Origin of the sequence: Lentimicrobium sp. L6 (assembly GCF_013166655.1) — a bacterium.
Lineage (GTDB): Bacteria > Bacteroidota > Bacteroidia > Bacteroidales > UBA12170 > UBA12170.
Window position 1 is genome coordinate 58389 of sequence record NZ_JABKCA010000007.1, and the last position, 20970, is coordinate 79358.

19 protein-coding genes are annotated in these 20970 nt (G+C 35.2%); 8 read left to right on the forward strand and 11 right to left on the reverse strand.

Annotation, left to right across the window (positions count from 1 at the left end; genetic code table 11):
• Positions 1-2 precede the first annotated feature (2 nt).
• The 3 genes from HNS38_RS21025 to HNS38_RS03025 all read left to right on the forward strand — a co-directional run bounded on the left by HNS38_RS21025 (position 3) and on the right by HNS38_RS03025 (position 2654).
• The gene (locus HNS38_RS21025) at positions 3-1115 is read left to right on the forward strand and encodes a glycosyltransferase (protein WP_172278246.1); all 1113 of its coding nucleotides are present in this window, start codon (positions 3-5) and stop codon (positions 1113-1115) included.
• Between the two features lie 132 nt (positions 1116-1247).
• Positions 1248-2357: an Mrp/NBP35 family ATP-binding protein gene (locus HNS38_RS03020; protein ID WP_172278247.1), complete on the forward strand. Its 1110-nt coding sequence runs from the start codon at positions 1248-1250 to the stop codon at positions 2355-2357.
• A 42-nt stretch (positions 2358-2399) separates the two neighbouring features.
• On the forward strand, positions 2400-2654 hold the full coding sequence (locus tag HNS38_RS03025) for a NifU family protein (protein WP_172278249.1): 255 nt from the start codon (positions 2400-2402) through the stop codon (positions 2652-2654).
• A 165-nt stretch (positions 2655-2819) separates the two neighbouring features.
• Here HNS38_RS03025 and HNS38_RS03030 read toward each other — a convergent pair whose 3' ends face one another.
• From HNS38_RS03030 to HNS38_RS03050, 5 genes are all read right to left on the reverse strand, one after another.
• Complete coding sequence (locus HNS38_RS03030) at positions 2820-3644, reverse strand: hypothetical protein (protein WP_172278251.1); 825 nt, start codon at positions 3642-3644, stop codon at positions 2820-2822.
• A 127-nt stretch (positions 3645-3771) separates the two neighbouring features.
• The gene (locus tag HNS38_RS03035; protein WP_172278253.1) at positions 3772-6090 is read right to left on the reverse strand and encodes a BamA/TamA family outer membrane protein; all 2319 of its coding nucleotides are present in this window, start codon (positions 6088-6090) and stop codon (positions 3772-3774) included.
• A 68-nt stretch (positions 6091-6158) separates the two neighbouring features.
• Entirely contained in the window at positions 6159-7340 is a 1182-nt protein-coding gene (locus HNS38_RS03040; RefSeq protein ID WP_172278255.1) for a class I SAM-dependent RNA methyltransferase, read from the reverse strand.
• Between the two features lie 346 nt (positions 7341-7686).
• Positions 7687-8598, reverse strand: coding sequence for a bifunctional methionine sulfoxide reductase B/A protein (locus HNS38_RS03045; RefSeq protein ID WP_172278257.1), 912 nt, complete (start codon positions 8596-8598; stop codon positions 7687-7689).
• A gap of 83 nt (positions 8599-8681) precedes the next feature.
• Positions 8682-9131, reverse strand: coding sequence for a hypothetical protein (locus tag HNS38_RS03050; protein ID WP_172278259.1), 450 nt, complete (start codon positions 9129-9131; stop codon positions 8682-8684).
• 159 nt (positions 9132-9290) lie between these two features.
• Here HNS38_RS03050 and HNS38_RS03055 point away from each other — a divergent pair, with 159 nt between their 5' ends.
• From HNS38_RS03055 to HNS38_RS03065, 3 genes are all read left to right on the forward strand, one after another.
• Positions 9291-10145 (forward strand): SPFH domain-containing protein, encoded by an 855-nt coding sequence (locus HNS38_RS03055; protein WP_172278261.1) that lies wholly within the window; start codon positions 9291-9293, stop codon positions 10143-10145.
• A gap of 85 nt (positions 10146-10230) precedes the next feature.
• Positions 10231-11934: a serine hydrolase gene (locus HNS38_RS03060; protein WP_216663625.1), complete on the forward strand. Its 1704-nt coding sequence runs from the start codon at positions 10231-10233 to the stop codon at positions 11932-11934.
• Between the two features lie 23 nt (positions 11935-11957).
• The gene (locus HNS38_RS03065) at positions 11958-12128 is read left to right on the forward strand and encodes an Arc family DNA-binding protein (protein ID WP_172278265.1); all 171 of its coding nucleotides are present in this window, start codon (positions 11958-11960) and stop codon (positions 12126-12128) included.
• Positions 12129-12667: 539 nt separating this feature from the next.
• Here the strand turns inward: HNS38_RS03065 and HNS38_RS03070 are convergent.
• From HNS38_RS03070 to HNS38_RS03080, 3 genes are all read right to left on the reverse strand, one after another.
• Entirely contained in the window at positions 12668-13207 is a 540-nt protein-coding gene (locus tag HNS38_RS03070) for a TrmH family RNA methyltransferase (protein WP_172278267.1), read from the reverse strand.
• A gap of 98 nt (positions 13208-13305) precedes the next feature.
• Positions 13306-13467, reverse strand: coding sequence for a 50S ribosomal protein L34 (gene rpmH, locus HNS38_RS03075; protein ID WP_172278269.1), 162 nt, complete (start codon positions 13465-13467; stop codon positions 13306-13308).
• Positions 13468-13600: 133 nt separating this feature from the next.
• Positions 13601-15061 (reverse strand): aminoacyl-histidine dipeptidase, encoded by a 1461-nt coding sequence (locus HNS38_RS03080; RefSeq protein ID WP_172278271.1) that lies wholly within the window; start codon positions 15059-15061, stop codon positions 13601-13603.
• A 128-nt stretch (positions 15062-15189) separates the two neighbouring features.
• Here HNS38_RS03080 and HNS38_RS03085 point away from each other — a divergent pair, with 128 nt between their 5' ends.
• On the forward strand, positions 15190-15891 hold the full coding sequence (locus HNS38_RS03085; protein WP_172278273.1) for a YjjG family noncanonical pyrimidine nucleotidase: 702 nt from the start codon (positions 15190-15192) through the stop codon (positions 15889-15891).
• A gap of 114 nt (positions 15892-16005) precedes the next feature.
• On the forward strand, positions 16006-17412 hold the full coding sequence (locus HNS38_RS03090) for an OmpA family protein (protein ID WP_172345960.1): 1407 nt from the start codon (positions 16006-16008) through the stop codon (positions 17410-17412).
• Positions 17413-17896: 484 nt separating this feature from the next.
• Here the strand turns inward: HNS38_RS03090 and HNS38_RS03095 are convergent, their stop codons facing one another.
• The 3 genes from HNS38_RS03095 to pyrB all read right to left on the reverse strand — a co-directional run bounded on the left by HNS38_RS03095 (position 17897) and on the right by pyrB (position 20919).
• Complete coding sequence (locus HNS38_RS03095) at positions 17897-19378, reverse strand: chitobiase/beta-hexosaminidase C-terminal domain-containing protein (RefSeq protein WP_172278277.1); 1482 nt, start codon at positions 19376-19378, stop codon at positions 17897-17899.
• A 155-nt stretch (positions 19379-19533) separates the two neighbouring features.
• Positions 19534-19995, reverse strand: a complete 462-nt coding sequence (gene pyrI / locus HNS38_RS03100; protein WP_172278279.1) for an aspartate carbamoyltransferase regulatory subunit — start codon at positions 19993-19995, stop codon at positions 19534-19536.
• A 12-nt stretch (positions 19996-20007) separates the two neighbouring features.
• Complete coding sequence (pyrB, locus tag HNS38_RS03105) at positions 20008-20919, reverse strand: aspartate carbamoyltransferase (protein ID WP_172278281.1); 912 nt, start codon at positions 20917-20919, stop codon at positions 20008-20010.
• Between the last annotated feature and the right edge of the window lie 51 nt (positions 20920-20970).

The window sequence follows — 20970 nt, forward strand, 5'->3', positions numbered from 1 at the left end:
GGGTGTTTAATTCTAATGATAATTATATTCTAAAATCATTATCTTTGTATGCTATGCCCAAAACCTTAAACATACTATTTTCTCCTTTAGATTGGGGATTAGGACACGCTTCTCGTTCCTTACCTTTGCTTCAATATTTGGAGGCAGAAGGTCATCACTTGATGATTGGGGTAAATCAGCTCACCAAATCTTTCTTGCAAGAACATATATCTAGAGCTGAGTTTTTTGATATGTCATCCTATGGAATTACTTATTCAAAATCAGCTTCTTTTATCACTTTTGCGGCATTGGCGCCACGTATCTTAAAAGCTAAAAAGAAGGAGTCTGAATGGGTGAAGGATTTTGTGTATGGTCATAAGGTAGACTTGATTATTTCTGATAGCCGTTTTGGTTTTCGACATCCAGAAATCAAAAGTGTGATAATTAGTCATCAGCTTAATTTACAATTTCCTAAAGGTTGGGCAAAAGTGGGTAAGCGAGCTCAAAAAGTAAACGAGAAATGGTTAAACGAGTTTGATGAGGTATGGATTCCTGACGAAGAGAATCATTATCTATCTGGAGATTTGTCAAATAGTAGCCTCCTCAAATCACGTTTTATTGGTATACAAAGCAGGATGATAAAAGAGGAGTCTGAGCGACCAGAATCAGATCCTTATATTTTGTGTATTCTTTCGGGACCCGAGCCACAGAGAAGTATCTTGGAGAAAAATATCCGTCAGCAGTCACCCCAAATTAGAGAACATGTAGTAATTGTTGGAGGAAGGCCTGATAAGCCATGCAAAATTTTTAATTGTGCCAATACCACTTACCACCATCATCTTGATACAAAAACATTAGCTCAGTATATTCAACATGCCGATTTGGTGATTTCTCGTTCCGGCTATTCCAGTTTAATGGATTATTATCAATTAGAATGTAAGAAGATGTTTCTGATACCTAGCCCAGGACAAACAGAACAAATCTATCTAGCTAAGCGAATGAAAGAAATGGGAATTTGTGATTTTTCACTTCAGAAGTCTTTTTCTTTGGTGGAAATAATAAAAAGTGAAGAGGTTTGGGAGGGTTTTAATAATGAACTCAAGCCATTGGACCTGTCAAGATTGCTTCATTTTTAACTAGAACTACTTGGTCCCAGCTTTGATACTCAGTATTCCCCCTAAATAATTCATAAGACTTTCTAAATAACGTTAATCTTATTTATAATAACTTTAAATTACCTATTTTTGCAGCCTTAAAAATGATCAATTATGTCAATTACAAAAGAGAATATTCTTGAATCACTGAAGAAAGTATTGTATTTCCCTAAAGCCAATAATGTGGTGGATTTAAATATGGTAGAGAATCTTCAGGTTGATGGTAAGAAGGTAAGTTTTGCTTTGGTTTATCCAGAAGCTAATGATAAAAATGCTCATATTATGAAAGATGCTGCCGATAGAACGATTAAGGCAGATTTAGGGGACGATTTATTACTACAAATCGAAACGCTTTCGGAGCAACAAGCAGGTCGTGGCCCATTGGGGAAAGTAAAAAATATTATTGCTGTAGCTTCTGGAAAAGGTGGAGTTGGTAAATCTACTGTAGCCACTAACTTGGCATTAGCTTTGGCAAAAACAGGAGCCAAGGTGGGTTTGTTAGATGCCGATATCTATGGGCCCTCGATGCCTATCATGATGGGACTTAAAGGCGAAAAGCCTGGTGCCGTTGAGGATGGAGGAAAAACTAAAATTCTTCCAATTGAAAAATTCGGAGTTAAAATGCTTTCTATTGGTTTCTTTATTGAGGAAAATAAAGCCCTAATGTGGAGAGGATCTATGGCTAGTAATGCTTTACAGCAATTGTTTAACGATGCTGTTTGGGGTGAACTAGATTATATGGTTCTTGATTTGCCTCCAGGGACAGGAGATATTCATTTGACATTGGTACAATCAGTACCTGTTACAGGAGCTGTAATTGTTACCACCCCTCAAAACGTGGCATTGGCAGATGTTCGTAAAGCTGCAGATATGTTTAATAACCAAAATATTAATGTTCCTATTTTAGGAGTGGTTGAGAATATGGCTTATTTTACTCCTGCTGAATTGCCAGACAATAAGTATTATATCTTTGGTAAAGGAGGAGGTCAGATCGTAGCTAATGAGTTAAATGTAGACCTTATTGGTCAATTACCCATTGTAGAAGCAATTGCGGTAGGCGGAGATTCAGGAGTTCCTGTAGTAATGGACGAAAACTCACCTGTTACAGCGGAGTTTATGAAAATGGCTGTCACTTTAAAAGCTAAAGTTGAAGCACGTAATGTTGAAATGGCACCAACTCCAATTGTCCAGATTGATCCAAATGCAAATTGTGCTACAGACTAATCAAATTTTAACTATTTTTGCACTCTTTTAAAACAGAATAATATGGCTAGCAATAAAGCAGATTTAGAACGTAAAGTACAGGGAATCATAGAGCAAATAAGACCTTACCTTCAGAATGATGGTGGTGATATTAAGTTTATTGAAATCACCGACGAAAACATTGTAAATGTTGAGTTATTAGGTGCATGTGGTTCTTGCCCATACAGTACAATGACCTTAAAGAACGGTGTTGAGGAAGCGGTTAAAAAAGCACTTCCAGAAATCAAATCCGTAGAGGCTATTAATGTAGGAATGTAAGATTCTAAGAAAATTTTAAATAAAGAAACCGAGCATTATTTGTTCGGTTTTTTTATGTCTTCATGTGTTTGGATTGATTTCATTGTTAGAAGAAAAATATTCTTAATAATAAGATTACTAGGGTTTTAATGTGGATAGAAACAGGGAAGAGTGTATCAAGAGTGTCTAGTTCTTATCTTCTAACATAATAAATGCATCTTCAGCTACTTCAATGCTATGATAATCTACATTATAATGTAAATAATTGAAATGACTCCTCTTTTCTGGTGGTAGTTGATTCCAAATATAAGTGTTGAGCATTAAATCGTAAACATAGGAGGCATGAGTTTTACCCATATCAGAAGCAAAATCATATATGTCTTCTAATTCTATATCGTATTTGGTATACTGGTATTTATAATCAAAACTCCAGTCTTCTTGATAATAATCTCCGAAAACTTCATCTGTAATAAATTGCTCATCAAAATAAGTATAGCCCTGTATGGAATCTTTCATGGAAATCTCAAACCAAGTACTTAACGCTATTAATTGATACTCGATTTCTTTATTTCTTTTCATGAAATTAATTTGTTCTTCAATTAGATATTTGGCAGTATCTTCAGTCAATTCCATTTGAGCAAATTGAACGATATAAGATGTGCTCTGGGAATCAAGAAACTCATTGAGAGCATCAGGGAAGTATACATTCAATCCATATTCTTTCGCTTGGCTGGTGAAGCTTTTATAATAGAGTTCTAAAAAAGCGCTATCCGAAATATGTTGAATATATTTACTACTAAAGAATCTAGCGGAGTCTATATTGTTATAATTTCCATAGGGCAGACCTTTTTCGTTAAACATATAGAGGATGTCAGGAGGCACGAGCATTACTGAAGTGGTTTTCGCCTCTCCTTCGATAAATTGTAAAGCCAATTTACGTTCCATGGTACAGGAACTAAAAAACACTCCAAAACCAATAAATCCTAATATGATTTTTAATGATATTTTCATCGCTGCGAAAATAAGCAATTTTAATGCCATTCTATAATTCTTAAATTCAAAAGAATTCCTAAAATTAGTTTAGGTGATAGGGTTTTTAAGGGAGTTATGGTTATTATAGCTTAACAATTGTATTCGCCTAGAAAGGATAACCAATACCAAAGCTCCAATAGATATCTGAGATATGAGCCTTGGGTAATACAAATCTATCACCATTGTCTTTTGCTGGATCTATAAATTTAGCCGCTCCATCGAGCCGGATAATGAAAAAATCTAAATCCAATCTAAATCCAATTCCTCCATCCATAGCAAACTGTTTATAGAAAGTATCGAGGTTGAATTTTCCTCCTTCAAAGGCATCACTTTTGTATAATTGCCATATATTTCCAATATCAATAAACGCTGCTCCTTTTAAATAGCTGTATAATGGAAATCGATATTCTAGGTTGGCTTCGATTTTTATATCACCCATTTTATCATAACCTGGGCCATAAGGGTTTTTGTAAATGCCAGGTCCTAAATCTCTATATGCCCATGCTCTCATTCCATTAGCTCCTCCACCATAAAAGCCTTTTTCGAAAGGTAACGCTAAACTATTTCCATAGGGTAATCCAAGTCCTGTGTTGAATCGGTAAATAATGCCCTGTCGGTTGGTGAGTGCAATATAGTGGCGGTAGTCTAATTCTAATTTTAAATATTGGGCATACCTAATTCCAAAAACAGTATAATATCCGTTTGTTTTTTTAGCATTGAACAATTCCGATAAACCATAGGATAGATTCCCTGCAGCTTCAAAACGGGCATTGAAAAACTTAAAGCTCTTATGTTTTCGGATTTCTTGAGAGTTATAAATGAAATCATATTTTAAAGCAGCAATAAAGTGGTCTTGGTATTGATCTTTATAGCGTAGATTACTAATGGTATCGAGGGCTGCTTGAAATTCATCCGAGGGGTAGATTTTAATTACGCTCACGTCTAGAGCTGTGAGTCGGTGAAAAACAAATTTCTTTTGTCTCCACTCATAACCAAACTGAAAGCTAGTTAGATGTCGTTTGTAGGAGGGGCGAAGCTGGTAATTATACCCAAATTGGATAACAGTTTGAGGTTTGAAGTATTTTGGAAATCGGCTCTGTTTGATAGGAACGATAAAGCTTGGGCTATAAATACTCAATAAAACCCCATATTCCAGAGTGTTGAAGAATAAAAACTTACTAGTATTTTCATATCCATTATATTTCCTGTTCTCAAATGCTGTTGTGAGTCGAAGACTTAATAGTTCTCCTCCTCTAAAAAGACTTTTATTTCCATAGTGAACCCCTAATCTTACTCCCAAATCCCCACTGGAGTTGGTTCCGTCGGTCTCTAAAGTATAGTATTGAAGTTTGCTACGATATAATTTAATGTGAGTGTCTAGTTTGTCGTTTGAAGAATCCTCAGTTGTTCTGTAATTAATATCTATATATTTAAATGTAGGAAAGCGATTGAGTTTTTGATAGGTTTCTTTTAGGTCGCGACTATTAAAATCCTCATCAGGCTCAATAAAAATGGATTGAGCAATGACATTTGGGTTAACTCTGAGTTTGTTTTTATAGAGAAAATGGTAGGTACCTATGGCTTTTGCTTTTCTGGTTGTTGCTAAGTCCACTACTAATGTATCGTAAGCTTGATTAAGTTTCTGATCGGTTTCGTAGTCTGTATAGATATAGACATTATCTATTTTGTAACGTGTAAAATGACCAGTTATGGTATCTGAATCTTTTGAAAGTGGAGGGTTAATTTTGGTTATGATATGAACTTGATGATTATTCAATGCAGTATCAACCAGGTAGTTTATATATTCGGGGTTAAACTTAAAATAGCCTTGATTCCTAAGGGTTTCTGAGATTCTTGTTCTTTCATCATCAAGTGTGTAAGTATTGAAGTCATCTCCTGCTTTTAATAGGCTTCCAGATTGAATATCAATTTCTGATAGGGTTGTGTCGATGAAGTCGTATTCTATTTTACCTATAGTATAAGCTTTTCTTGTTGTTACATTATAGGTAATGACAGCTTTATTGGGTTTATGTTCAATATATGAAAACACATCAGCCTTAAAATATCCATTATTATGTAAATAAGCTTTGATGTCTGTTTCTGACTTCTTAGTATCGCTTTGGTTCCAGATGACTGGTGCATCACCGAAAACTTTCATGATCCATCTGTTGAAACCATTGTCATGTTTGTTTTTGTAGGTTTTATAAATCCAAAGATTATAATAAAAGAAAGCCAAAGCTTTCGGAGTTTGGGGCTGAGTAATAAATTCTTCTAATTCTACTTTAGAAATTTTATTATTGTCAATTATCTTGATATGATTTTTCGCAACTATTTGTCTATTTTCTGGTATACTCCGTTTGAGGCTGCAAGAGCCCATATAGTTGAGGAGAATAAGAAGTGTAATGATTCTTAAAATAGTTTTCACGCAAACAGCACCTTAATAAATACCAATATTCAAATTATAAGATATTAAAAAGCTTAGCGTAAAGAAAACTAATCTCTACGCTCGTAGTTATCGTTATCTTGATATTTAGCTTTTTTACTACCTGTATAAAGCTCAAATTTTTCAAATTTACATAATAATGGGCCATTCCACAATTCTATTTTTCTTGTAGGATGTAAGCCAAGTCTTTTAAGGGCTTCCATATCAGAAGAAATTACCCATGCTGTATAGCCTGGATAGTTTTGTTTAAAGCTATCCCCCATCTTTTTGTATAGACCGATAATATCACGCGTTTGTAATCTTTCACCATAAGGAGGGTTTACAATAACTATTCCACCTCCTGCAGGAGGTGTAAAATTAGCGATGTCTCCAACATTGATAGTTATATCGTGATGAAGTTTTGCATGGCGAATGTTTCTCATGGCTTTTTCGGCCACCTCTTTCGACCATTCGTTCCCTATAATTTCATGTTCGAATTCCTCATCAAAATCAAAGGCTTCTTTTTTAACTTTTTCCCAAAGTTCTTCGTTAAAGTCTTCCCATTTTTTAAAGCCATAATATTCTCTATAGAATCCGCAAGGAACGTTGTTGGCAATTAAAGCAGCTTCAATGAGTAAAGTTCCCGAGCCACACATAGGGTCGATAAAATTACTCTTCTTATCCCATCCGCTAAGTAGAATCATACCCGCAGCCAATACTTCATTTAATGGAGCCTCACCAGTTTCTTTTCTATAGCCTCTTTTGTGTAAGGATATAGCAGAACTATCAAAGCTTAAAGTACAATGGTTATTGTGAAGATAGATATTGATTCTTAAATCTGGAAAATCAGTATCTACATTGGGTCTTTTGCCAATTTTTCTGTTGAATTGATCAACAATAGCATCTTTAGTTTTTAATGCTACATATTTTGAGTGATTCATCTTGCTATTGCTTACTGTTGCATCAATAGCAAATGTTTTTTCAAGATCTAAATACTTGGACCAGTTGATTTTACTTACAGCTCGATAGAAGTCTGTTTCATTAGCAGCCTCAAAATTAGCAATAGGCTTTAAAATTCTGATAGCAGTTCGTGCTTGGTAATTGGCCTTGTATAAAATTTCTTGCGTGCCCTTAAATTCTACTGCCCTATAGGCTTCTATTACTTCTGTGGCTCCTAAAGCCTTAAGTTCTTCTGCCAAAACGCCTTCTAGTCCGGCGAAGGTTTTGGCTACATATTGGTGATTTTCTTGCAAAGCTGTATTTTTTTTTGCAAATATACTTATCTATTCATAAAAGCCTCGAAAACTTATGGATTTCAGTATATAGCTTATTATTGTTCTAATTAGTAGAAGATTGCTCTACTAGGATATGCATAAAGGTAGACATAATAATCTAATAGGATTGCAAAATCTTATATTTTTAGCCAATACTGTCTAGTCTCCTCACTAAAACACTTGTCACTCCGATGCTTAGCCTGTCTGACTTTCGCAGCAAGGCAGGCGAGGAGACTATTGAAATTAGTAGTACGCTATTGATTTTTAGCCTTAAAATGAGAAAAGCTAAATCAAATGATCTAGCTTTGTGGGGAGGATATTTCTATTAGAATTTCTTTTGATAGATATGGCAATAGGGTGAGCCTCCTTTTTTATTATAATAATTTTGGTGATAGTCTTCTCCAGCGTAGAAGATATCAGCTCCCTCTAATTCTGTAACTACTTTTATTCCTTTGTTCTCAAGAATTTGACTCAGCTTTTCTATGATTTCTTTTTGTTTATTATTGGTATAATAAACAGCTGAGCGATATTGAGTTCCTATATCTGGTCCTTGCCTGTTGACCTGGGATGGATCGTGAGTTTCAAAGAATAGTATGGCCAATTCTTCGAAGCTTGTTTTGCTAGGATCGAAAATTACTTTTGTAGTTTCGGCATGCCCAGTTGTTCCACTACAAACCTCTCTATAGCTTGGGTTCTTAGTGTCGCCTCCCATATAGCCTACTTCGGAACTAATCACCCCTTTTTTCTTTTCGAAATGATATTGAGTGCCCCAAAAGCAACCTGAAGCAAAATAGGCCACTTCTCTTTTAGGAAGAGTCGCCGCTTGAAACTCCAAAGAAACTGAGTTTACACAATGGCGGGTGTTTTTATTGGTGTATCTTTCTCCAATAAATACATGGCCTAGGTGTCCTCCACAATTGGCGCAAGTAATTTCAGTTCTTCTACCATCAGCATCAGTTGTTCTTTTTACTGCTCCTTCTATCTCCTCATCAAAACTTGGCCAGCCACAATGAGCGTTGAATTTGTCTTCTGATTTATAAAGTGGGGCATCGCATTGTTTGCATAGGTATATACCCTCCTCCTCATGTTCGTAAAATTCTCCTGTATAAGGTCTTTCGGTTCCTTTATCAAGAATTACTCGCTGTTCTTCTATAGTGAGTTTGTTATAGTCTTTGTTTTGTCCCTGGCTTGTCATGCTAAATAGTATTATCGTTGTCAAAAATAGTATAGTTCTCATTGCCTTCATTTTTAGTTTTCAAAAGTATCTGTTAAGATTTACTATATGGACGATGAACTCCTGCTATTCTTACGATTGATAACTTATTTTAACAATTGCTCTACTATAATAGCAATAGCATCGGCACTTAAGATGATTAAAAAGCCAAGCTCATTTCTGAGCTTTGCTCTACTTATAAGGCCTACTGCTCCGGTAATCAAAGCTATACCAGGAAATATTAAAGTATTTCCTTGCAGGTGTTGAGTAACCCATAACCAATGTAGAAACATGCTGGTCGACATGAGTATAATAATATAGGCTGAAATTCGATTTCCGTTAAGCTTGGTGACCCCATATATGATGGCTACCAAACACGCTCCCATGTAAACATAAAGCCCGTAGAATTTGTTTTGGATTTCTGGATAGAGTACCAAAATAATTCCAGCAATCATAACTATACTCACTATCGCCGGTACTAGTTTTCTAGTTCTTATGGTCCAATATAAAGCAAATAATGCGGCGATTTCTAAAATGATATGTATGAATAATCCCATGACTTTTATTTTTTTTGCTAAGATAAGAACTATTGGATAATGGAGGGGATTCTTTGATCAGAGCAAATAAAATTTCATTAATTTCTTGACTTTGTATTTAGAAAAGTTGTATTATTGTGATATCAAAATAATATCATTATAAATCTTAAATAAAAAACGATGAAAACAGAAAAAGAATTTATGCCAATGAATGGCTATTTGATGCTTTTTGTAGCAATAGCTTTAATTTTAGTTCCTATTCCAATAATTGTGATGACGAGGTTGATTGGTTTGGTGGTTTTAATTATTGTTGGAGTATTCTCAGTGATGGGAGTATTTGTTGTAAACCCCAATGAGAGTATGGTGATTACTTTGTTTGGTGCATACAAGGGTACCGTTTTGAAAAATGGATTTTTCTGGGCTAATCCTTTCTTTACCAAAAAGAAGATTTCCCTAAGAGCTAGAAATATTGATAGCGATCCGATTAAAGTAAATGATAATGTGGGTAATCCAATTATGATTGGAATTGTTTTAGTCTGGCGAGTGAAAGAAACTTTTAAAGCGGCGTTTGATGTGGATGATTATGTTCAGTTTGTTGAGATACAAAGTGAAGCAGCTATTAGGAAATTAGCTGGAGATTACCCTTATGATCATTTTGGTGATACACAAGCTGAAATCACATTGCGTTCTGGAGGAGAAGTAGTTAATGATATGTTGGAGAGTGCATTAAAAGAAAGGCTAGATATAGCTGGTATTGAAGTGATGGAGGCTCGTATTTCGCATTTGGCATATGCTCAGGAAATTGCTCAGGCCATGTTGAAACGTCAACAGGCAACGGCTATTGTTTCTGCTAGATTTAAAATTGTTGAAGGTGCTGTAAGTATGGTTAAGATGGCCTTGGATCAATTAAAAGAAGAAGATATTATAGATATGGATGAAGAAAAGAAAGCAGCTATGATTAGTAATTTACTTGTTGTTCTTTGTTCCGATAAAGATGCTTCACCAATTGTAAATACAGGTACTTTGCATCATTAAACTCTAAATAAAAAATGATAGATTAAATATGCATGCAAAATAATGGAGGTGGCACATTTTTACGGTTAATATCAACAAAGAAGTCATGATGAAAAAAAGGCAAATTGGGACACTTGTTTTGGGATTAATATTAATTATTAGTCTTATTCAGTGCGAGTCAACAGAGAAAAAGGAGATGAAACCACAATTAGATTCCTACTTTGAATATCAAGTTTTTAATAAATCAAGAGATTTAAATGAAAAGAATAAGCCCGGATTGTCAGTAATAATTACAAAGAAGGATTCTGTCTTATATAAAGGGAATTGGGGTTCTGCCGCTTTAGACAAAAAATCGCTAATAACTGAAACCACAATTTTTGATATCGCCTCAGTAAGCAAGCAATTTACAGGGTTGGCAATAGCTCTTTTGGAAGAAAAAGGTGAAATTGATATTAATGATAAAATAATTAAATATCTACCTGATTTACCTGTGGCTATGATAGATATTGCAATTTATCAACTTGTTCATCATACTTCTGGTATTAGAGATTGGCCAACACTATGTGCGTTGAAAGGGTGGCAGCCCGAAGAGCCACTTTCGTTGGACGATATTTATGAAGTTATTAAAAAACAAGATGGTTTAAATTTTACTCCAGGGTCTGAGTTCTTGTATAGTAATTCCAATTACAATCTTTTGGCAAAAATTGTTGAAGTAGTTGTAGATACTACATTTGAAAGTTGGATGCATGATAATATATTTGTTCCTATTGGAATGGAGAATACTTACTTTGTTGAAAGTAATATTTCTGAAGAGAACCAAATAGCTAATTCTTATGTTTTTACTGGAAATAATTATCTTTCTTTTTCTAATAATCTCAGCGCCCCTGGTTCCAGTTCGCTTATGAGTAACACCTTGGATTTGTCAAAATGGTTGGTAAACTATTATATTAAAACTTTGGGTGGAAATAGTGTTTTCAATAGAATAGTTTCTAAAGGCAATTTAATCAACAGCAAAAGGGTGAATTATGGTTATGGTTTAAATATTACTGAAATAAATAATAAGAAAGCTTATGTACATGATGGAGTATGGGGAGGCTTTCGATCGGCAACAGTCTATTTCCCAGAAGAAAGTGTAGGTGTTGTCATTTTAAGTAATAATGGAACATTACAGCCTAAAAATATTCTAAATGATGTTTCTGATATTTTATTTGGGAGTGAAAGCGAGAAAAAAGAAAAAAGGAGTGAGTTGATTGAACAAAAAATAAACGATGCATTTTTTGCTTTGTGTGCCGGAAAATACCAACAAGTTGATGACAAAGATTGTCATTTAACTTTCTTCAAAGAAGGGGAGGATTATTTTGTGAATATATATAATAAGGACTTAAAACTATATGCTAAATCGGATACAGTATTTTTTGTAAAAGAAGCTAAAGCTGAACTTATCTTTCATTTGAGAAATGGTAAGGTAAATAGCCAAACTCTTAAGCAAAACGGTAATAGTTACATGGCATTAAAAGTTGTCGAAAACAAAAAAGAGGCAAATATTAATTACAACAAGTTAGCTGGAGTTTACTATTCAAAGGAACTTGATGTTAAATATGAAATTAGATATATGAATGATGAATTGAAACTTCAAAGTCCAATATTTTCGAATGACATAATTATTGAGCATTTAGAAGATTTGGTATTTATTAGTCATTCAGGCATCATTCAGTCGATTTCATTTTTAGAAAAAAATGGCGCTATTAAAAGCATGGTGATAAATAATCCAAGAGCAAAAAATCTATTATTTGAAAAAATCTATTATTGATATTGAAAAAAATAAAGTAAACCATGGCAAAGAAAAAAGCATTTGCATTAAGATTGAACGAAGAGATGATGGAGGCTGTTGAGAAATGGGCAGAGGATGAGTTCCGAAGCACCAATGGTCAATTGGAATGGATTATTGCCGAAGCTTTGAAAAAATCCGGTAGGTTTAAAAAGAAGAACGAGAAAAAACAGTAATACGAGGGAGCTGAGTGGCTCCCTTTTTTCATGTAGGATCAAGGGTGAAGTTTTAAGTTGAGTAAGCCTGGAAGTTTAGGTTTTTAAAACGAGCTGGCGAATTGGTGAGGGAGAGTTGGAGAGAGGGAGGCTGGGGCGTTGGCGAAGAAGTTAATCCCCAAATAATAACCTACGATAATTCCTTTTAATCCGTGGGAATTAGCGTTCCCTCTTAAAGCGAGCTAGCGAGCAGAATTCATGTAAAACCAAATATATCGTATGGTGTAATTCATTAGTACATTAGTGGCAACTTATGGGTCCATGTTTGTTTTGAGTAAATCTGGAAGATTAGGTTTGCAAAACGAACTGGAGCTTAGGAGACAGGGAAGCGGATTCATTAAGTAGTTCAATCGATTCACTCATTCAGCCATTAATCCGTGTAATCCACAGGTCATCAATGTTAGCAAACGAGCAGTCAATTCGAAAATCCTTTCTGATTCGCGTAAATTAGCGTTCCTCTTTTATTGAGCAAATAAACATTCGTATATTTGTGGTAGCTGTTAATCAATTTTCATCTGGCTAGGCCAATTCTGACGAGCCCATTCAAAAGCGCCCACGGTAAGCGCATGAGAAACATTCATTGAACTTGTTTTCCCAGGGTTTGGAATGAAAACGCTTTGATGACATTTTTGTAAAACCTCATTACTAATACCAAATCGCTCATTACCACACATCAAAACGCATTTTTTCGGAAGAGAGTGGCTAAATATATTTTTGCTCTGCTCTGTGGTCTCTAGGGCCACTACCTCATAACCCTCCTCAATTTGTTCCCAGAATTCTTTTTCAGTAACAATGTGATAATTCACATGGCCTAGGCTGGAATGTGCCACACGAGTCATTTTGCGAGGTCTCATTTCAAAATTCTCATGAATAAAATACACTTCCGAAATACCTAGGTTTCCAGCCAATCTTATGATGGAGCCAGCGTTATCTGGGGTTTTGAGTTCGTAGGCGGCAAGAATCAGAGAATGTTCCTTTTCTTTCTCGTCGAACTCTTTTTCTTTAAAAAACTCTACTGAGTTTCTATATTGGTCTTTCATAGCTTTGGGATGAGGATAAACTAGAAAACCCGACCGGAATGAATCCGAACGGGCTTTTGCGGTTCAGACTATTAGCCTGAAATGTACCTATATTAAATCTATTTTCTTCCGATAAACTCGTCAGAAACTGTCAATTTATGTCTTCCTTTTGCTCTTCTGCGCGCTAAAACTTTTCTTCCGTTCTTGCTAGCCATTCTAGCTCTGAATCCATGCTTGTTTTTTCTCTTACGTACAGATGGTTGATATGTTCTCTTGCTCATTTTCTTTATTTTTTTGGGACTGCAAAAATACGCCCTTTTTTAATAAATGCAAATATTTTGAATACTTTTTTTTAATAAACAAAAAAGCTTGCAAGTATATGGCCTACAAGCTTTTTTTATTGTTTATTCACTATTATTTTTTAGGAATATTCTTTAATGTTTCTACTAGGAAATCCCAGAATTTACCTACAGTCTCTATATTTACCTTTTCGTCTGGAGAGTGTGGGTTTCTGATAGTTGGACCGAAAGAAATCATATCCCACTTAGGATAGACAGCACCTAATAGTCCGCATTCTAATCCAGCATGGATAGCTTTGATTTCAGGAACTCTTCCGTATTTGTCATTATAAACCTTTTTCATAGTTTCTAATATCTCAGAATTTGGATTTGGTTTCCAACCTGGATAAGCACCATCAAAAGTAACTTCAGCACCAGCTAATGTGAAAACAGATTCCATCATTTCGGCTAAGTCTTTTTTAGCACTTTCCACAGAACTACGTAATAAGCTTTGCACTTCAATTTTAAAGTTTCCGCTTTTAACGATAGCAAGGTTAGTACTGGTTTCAGTCAAGCCTTCCATATCATTACTCATTCTCATCACACCGTTAGGACAAGCATAAACAGCATTGATAACAGCATTCTGGGTTTTCTCATCAATTACAGAGTCTGGCATTGCAGTCTCTTTACAAGTAAATGTGAAATCAGGTTCTACGGAGCTTAACTCGCTTTGAACCATTCCTTCGAAAAATTCAACTGAGTTTTCAAAGTCTGCGCAATGCTCATTAGGAACCACCAAGGTAACAAACGCTTCTCTAGGAATAGCATTTCTCAAACTACCACCAATGATTTTAGAAATTCTTACACCATAATCTTTGGCAGCTTGCTTTAAGAAACGGAACATGATTTTATTAGAGTTACCTCTGCCTAATATGATATCCATTCCTGAGTGACCACCTTTTAATCCTTTAACGATTAATTTGTAAGCAACACTTCCCTTAGGAATATGAGCTTCTTTATATTCAAAAGTTGCTGTACCGTCGATGCCGCCAGCACAACCAATATATAATTCGCCTTCGTCTTCTGAATCAAGATTCAATAAGATATGTCCATCAAGAACATTGTTTTGCAAACCAAATGCACCGGTCATGCCAGTTTCTTCGTCAGCTGTCATTAAAGCTTCAATAGGGCCATGAACTAAATCTTTTGATTCTAAAACAGCCATTGCCGCAGCTACACCCATTCCGTTATCAGCACCAAGAGTAGTTCCGTCGGCTGTTAGCCATTCGCCATCAACATAAGTTTCAATAGGATCAGTTTTAAAGTCATGAACTTTATCGCTGTTTTTTTGCGGAACCATGTCAAGGTGACCTTGTAAAATCACACCTTTTCTATCTTCCATTCCTGGAGTTGCAGGTTTTTTAATGATAATGTTTCCAACTTCATCTTTAATAGTTTCTAAACCTAAGTCTTGACCAAACTTCATCATAAAATCCTGAATAGCATCTTCATGCTTCGAAGGTCTAGGAATTTGTGTTAAACTATAAAAGTGTTTCCAAATTTCCCTTGGGTTTAAGTTGTTTATATCCTTACTCATGTTTAATTGTTTTTGTATTTTTTATGGTGCTAAATTAATAGAATTAATTCATTTCTAAATGTTATTTATCTTTAAAAACATATTTTTCAGAGATAATCGTAGTTTTGCGCCACTGAAATAATGAGTTTATGACGGCAAAGAAATACAAATATCTGTTTTTTGATTTAGATAGAACCTTATGGGATTTCGAGAAAAATTCTGTTTTAACCTTAAAAGAGATTTATGAGGAGGCTAGAATAGGTGATATGGCCATTATTGATTTTGCCGATTTCCATACTTTTTATGTGGACTATAATCATCATTTATGGGATTTGTATAAGGATGGGAAAATTGAGAAAGATTACTTGAGCGTGCAACGATTTAGAGGTAGCCTACAACACTTTAAAATTGATGATGAGGATTTAGCCATAAAAATGGCGAAAGATTATGTGAGAATAAGCCCCACAAAAACAGCCCTTTTCCCTAATGCTATTTTGGTATTAAAAAACTTATCAAAACGCTATTCCATGCATATCATCACAAATGGATTTAATGAGGTGCAGTTTGTGAAGCTAGATAATAGTGGTTTAACTCCTTATTTTGAACAGATTATAACTTCGGAGATGGTAGGTGTGCAAAAGCCTCACAGAGACGTGTTTGACTTTGCTATGAAGCAGGCGGGAGCTTCTGCTGAAGAGTCTTTGATGATAGGCGATGATCAAGTATCTGATATTCAGGGAGCACGAAATGCCCATATAGATCAAGTCTTTGTTGATTTCCATCATGAGGACCTCAGATTTGCTCCTACATTTCATATTCACAGCCTTTCCGAATTGCTCAATTTTCTGTAGAGCTTATTAACATCCAACTGTTTGTTATTTTGTTTCCTTGTCATCTTTCTTGAGCAAATAAGAGATATTTTTATTGTGTGAAAAAAAGATTGTTGTTGAAATAATAAATATATCATGAAAAATCGTTCTATTCGATACTTTTTTACGGCTTTGTTTGCCTTTGCTTTTGTTTTCTCAGGTTCTGTAAATGCTCAAGAACAAACTGATGAAAAGAAGGAACAAACTGAAAAGAAGGAGGAGGCTCCTAAGAAAAAAATCCAAGCAGGGGTTATTAAAGAAGATGCAAAAACCAATGGTTTTCTGCATAACTGGTATGTGGGTGTTAAGGGTGGTGCTACTTTCTTTTTATCTCCTCTGAAAGATAATCCTTTCAGCTGGGGAGCAGGGGTGAGTCTGGGCAAGCAATTAAATACTAAAGTGGGTTTACGTGCTGATTATGTTTATGGTAATATGAAATCTGATGGTGAGTTTGTAAAGCTTAATGAGGATGGTAGTTATTATAAGAACAACCTTTCGGCTAATGTTGATTTTATGGAGATATCACTTTTATTAAAGTTGAGCCTTAATGATTTCTTTTATTCAAAATCACCAAAATACTTAAGAGAACTTTATCTGATAGGTGGTGGTGCTTACACTATGTATAGAACCGAGATTACTGATAGTAATGGTGCGTTTTTAACAGGTACAGGTTATACCTTAGCTGGAGAACAAGAGGCTATGGAAGCTTTAATAGCAGTGCCTTTGGGAATTGGAGTCACCTATAAATTAGGGGCGAAAGATATTGTGAATTTAAATGCAGAATTTGGTTATCGTTTTACATCCTCTCCTGACTTGGGTGGTAATTTGACTGATGATGCCAGCAACTATACTTTTTCTTCACTGGGCTTATTGTTTAATTTGGGTCGTCCTGGTTTGACTCCTCAGAAAATTACTGCTGATATGGTAAGAGAGGATGTAGAGAAAGAGGTGTCTGAGAAATTTGGAAAACAGATTGATGCTAAAATTAAAGCAGAAACCAAGCCTATTAAAGATGATTTAGCTAAACAGTCAGTGGCCGTAGCTAATAATCAGGAGCAATTGAATATTCTACAAGAAGAATTAGAAGCTAGAACAAATGCAATCAAAGAACAATTAGCTGGAGAGGTTTCTGAGGATGCTAATGGTAATATGGTGGTGCGTTCTGCAGGCTCTGGTTCAGGAATTGATATGACCAGTATCTATTTTGCTTTTAACTCTACCTATATCACTCCAGCTATGGAGAGAGAGATTGCGGTTATTGGTAAGATGCTAAAGAAAAACAAGAAATTAAAGTGTGAAGTTGTAGGGAATGCTAGTAATGTTGGTAGTCCTGAGTATAATATGCAACTAAGCCAAAAAAGAGCAGAAGCTGTCATGAATATGTTGATTGATGAATTTAAAATTGATGCAGAAAGATTAACATTAAGCAATAATGGTCTTGATGAGCCTTTAGCAGAGAATATTAAAAGAATTAATCGCAGGGTCGATTTAATTATTCAGTAATGCGGTAAACCGAAATTGATCTGAACAACATAGGGGGAATCCTAGGCTGAAAAGGCTAGGGTTTTTTTGTGTGTTTAGAACCTTGTAGTTTAAAAAATCATATTCCATATTTCCTTTTGAAGACAAGTTTGATGCTGAGTAATCAATAATTCTATTTGTTCAAGTATCGGATGTCTCCCGATGGTATACTGAAACAGCTGGAACTCGCCTAGGGGGGTAATTAGGTCTCGTTTTAAGATTATACGTTACTCTTGTAAAGTCGTGTAGTAAAACGAAGAAGGTCTAGTTACTATATATGAAAACAAGAAAGCTATAAGTTAAAGTTTTATCATCGAAAACGCAATTATTATACCCTTCTAACTTATGTTTATTAATGTTAGCATATACTGTAATATGGCATTTTAGTTTTCTTTTAATCAATACAGGGCATAAAAAAAGCCTCCACAAAGGAGGCTTTACAAATATTGTTGTTAAGATAAATATCTTAGAATAATCTACCTTTTCTAATCACTACTACTAGTCCAATTAATAAACCAGCAATAATAATACCTTTAGAACTTACAGGTACTGGAGGTATTGGAGCAGCAACGATATCTGCAGAAACACGTGATGTTAAGAAAATCCCAGCGTTTGTGCTGTTTGGAAGGCAAACTATATCTTGTGGTGCTGTAGGAATGGTTGCGCCTGTGTATTCTACGTTCCAGAAAGTAGTCCTGAAATTAGATGTAGCTTTACTACTGCCACTGGCATCAGTAATTTCGTAAACCTCTCCGTTTTCAAAAGCTCCACCACCATCAGTAAAAGTAACCCCTAAAACTTGAACCAATTCTGCTTCATAATCTTCAAAGTTATTATTAAATTCATCTAAAGTAATCACTTGAGGATTAAAAGTATTACCAGTAGATGTGGCAGCTCCAGGGTCTTGGTTAGGAACAAATTGTAACATTCCACCATATTCACCTAAAGTACCTGTGATGCCTGTAATACCATCACCTATATTGTAAGTGGTAGTGATTGCTCCTCCATTATCATCAATTAAAATGGCTGCTGTAGCATCTTGAATATACTTTTGATTTCTATAACTTTGTTGAAAAGTTAAAGTAGCTTGACCAGTTAAAATATAAATTTGTGAACCAGTAGCTTGTGTTCTTAACTCTGCTATAGTTGCTACTTCAACTGGAATGATAATTTCATAAGCAGCTGTAGTTACTTGGCTATAATCAGTACCATCAAAAGTAACCGCTTTAAAAGTAGTGGTGGTTGCTACATTGATAGGAGCTGAATATAAGTTGTCAGTATTGTCTGGATCTGTTCCATCTGTTGTGTAATAAATGTCATAAGAAGTTTTAGAAGGAGTTGTCATTGTTACTGTTTGGGCTTCAGTATATGTTCCAGCGATAGGATCGAAAATAGGTGCGGGTACCGATGAAGCTGCATTCTTGAAAAAAGAAAAGTCATCCCAATAAGTAACGGCACTTCCATATGTTCTTACTTCAAAATAAAATTCATTTGCAGTAGCAGGAGCATTTAAAGTAACAGTATACTCAGTCCAAGCTCCGCCATTATTATCTAGGTAAGAGTTGTTAGGGCCTCTTAATTCTGCACCATTATCATTAATGTTAGTTCCAGAATTTTTCCAATATGACCAAATTCGGGCATCAGTTCCATCGCTTTCAACTACCTTGTACCACATTGTTAATGTGTATGATTCTCCAGCGACAATTCCAGTAATTGTTTGACCTAAATCTTTGGTGCCCCCAGTATGTTTTGCAGAATAAGTTCCGCCATGTACTAAGCCAGCTCCAGATTCTTGATCGATATTTTCGACTTTTGTCCAGCTAGTTGGGTGTGTTGCGTCATCCCAGGCTTCAAAATTGCCATTGAGAAGCAGTTCTTGTCCCATAGTTGAAATTGAGAATCCTAAGAAAAGGGCAAATATTAATTGCCAGTGAGTAATTTTCTTCATAATTATTTAGTTTAAAATTGATTTTAAAATGGAGGTCAAATGTAGTAATTTTTTACAAAATATAAAAAATGCTTATGTCCTTAAAGATTATTTAATGTGCAGAGGAGTTAAACGAAAAAAATGCCTGAATGAAATTCAGGCATTTTTTATAGTGTTTATTTAAACTCCATGGTGTCTTTGGTAGTGATTTTTTCACAATAATGACAGCGAAGTTTTAATTCCCCTTTATCAGAAATCACTTTAAAGCGAGTGGGTACTGCTTGGTGATTGGTGATGCACTTAGGATTGAAGCATTTTACAAAATTTTCAACGATCTCAGGGGTATCTACATTTTCTTTTCTGACCACATAAAAATCCTTGATTTCAATAATGGTTGCTGTTGGAGCCACTAATGCAATTTTGTTGATCTCCTCATTTTTGAAATAGCGATCTCTGATTTTGATAATACCTTTTAAGCCGTATTTTTCAGAGTGTAAATTGGTTCCAAAATAGATTTGATTGTTTACTTTGTCTAATTTTAAAATCCTCAAAGCATGAAATAAACTTGCTGCAGGAATATGATCAATCACAGTTCCGTTTTCCAGGGCGGCTACTTTTAATTCTTTTCTTTTATCCATGATTTTCCCTCCTTATTCTTTTAATCCTAATGTATATGCCAAAAGTGCTTCACGAACATAAACTCCATTTAGAGCTTGCTGAAAATAGTATGCCTTAGGATTTTGATCCACGGCCTCTTCTATTTCATTTACCCTTGGAAGTGGGTGTAGCACTTTCATATTATCTTTAGTGTTTTCAAGATGCTCATTCTTGAGGATGTATGAATTCTTAACTTTCTCATATTCCATAGGGTCGGCAAATCGTTCCTTCTGAATTCTGGTCATATAAAGAATATCAACTTTATCCATAGCTTTGTTTAAATCAGTGTATTGAATATAATCTAAACCTGCATCTTTAATGTATTTCTTCACGGCACTTGGCAGTTTTAGCTCTGGAGGAGAAACCAAATGGAAGGTAGCGTTAAATTGAGACATGGCTATTACTAAAGAGTGAACAGTACGTCCATATTTTAGATCACCAACGAATGCAATATGCTTATTCTCTAGAGAGCCCTGAGTTTTCATGATAGAATACATGTCGAGCAAACATTGAGTTGGATGTTGATTGGCACCATCACCAGCATTAATGATAGGTACATCAGAAACTTCGCTGGCCCATCTTGCACTACCGTCTAGAGGATGGCGCATTACGATGAGATCGGAATAGTTAGCCACCGTTTTTATAGTGTCCATTAATGTTTCGCCCTTTGAAACACTAGAATTAGCGGCGTCGGTAAATCCTATAATTTTACCACCTAATTGCGAGATTGCGCTTTCAAAACTTAAGCGTGTACGAGTGGAAGGTTCAAAAAATAGAGTCGCGATTACGTGGTTGTCAAGAATTTTCTGACGAGGATTCTTTTCGAATTCTGCTGCAAGTTCCAGTATCCTAATCTGCTCTTCCTTGCTGTAATCATTAATTGAAATTAAACTTCGGTTCTTCATCTGCTGATTTTTTTTGGTGTAAAATTAGTTATTTTTCAAAAAAAATGGCGA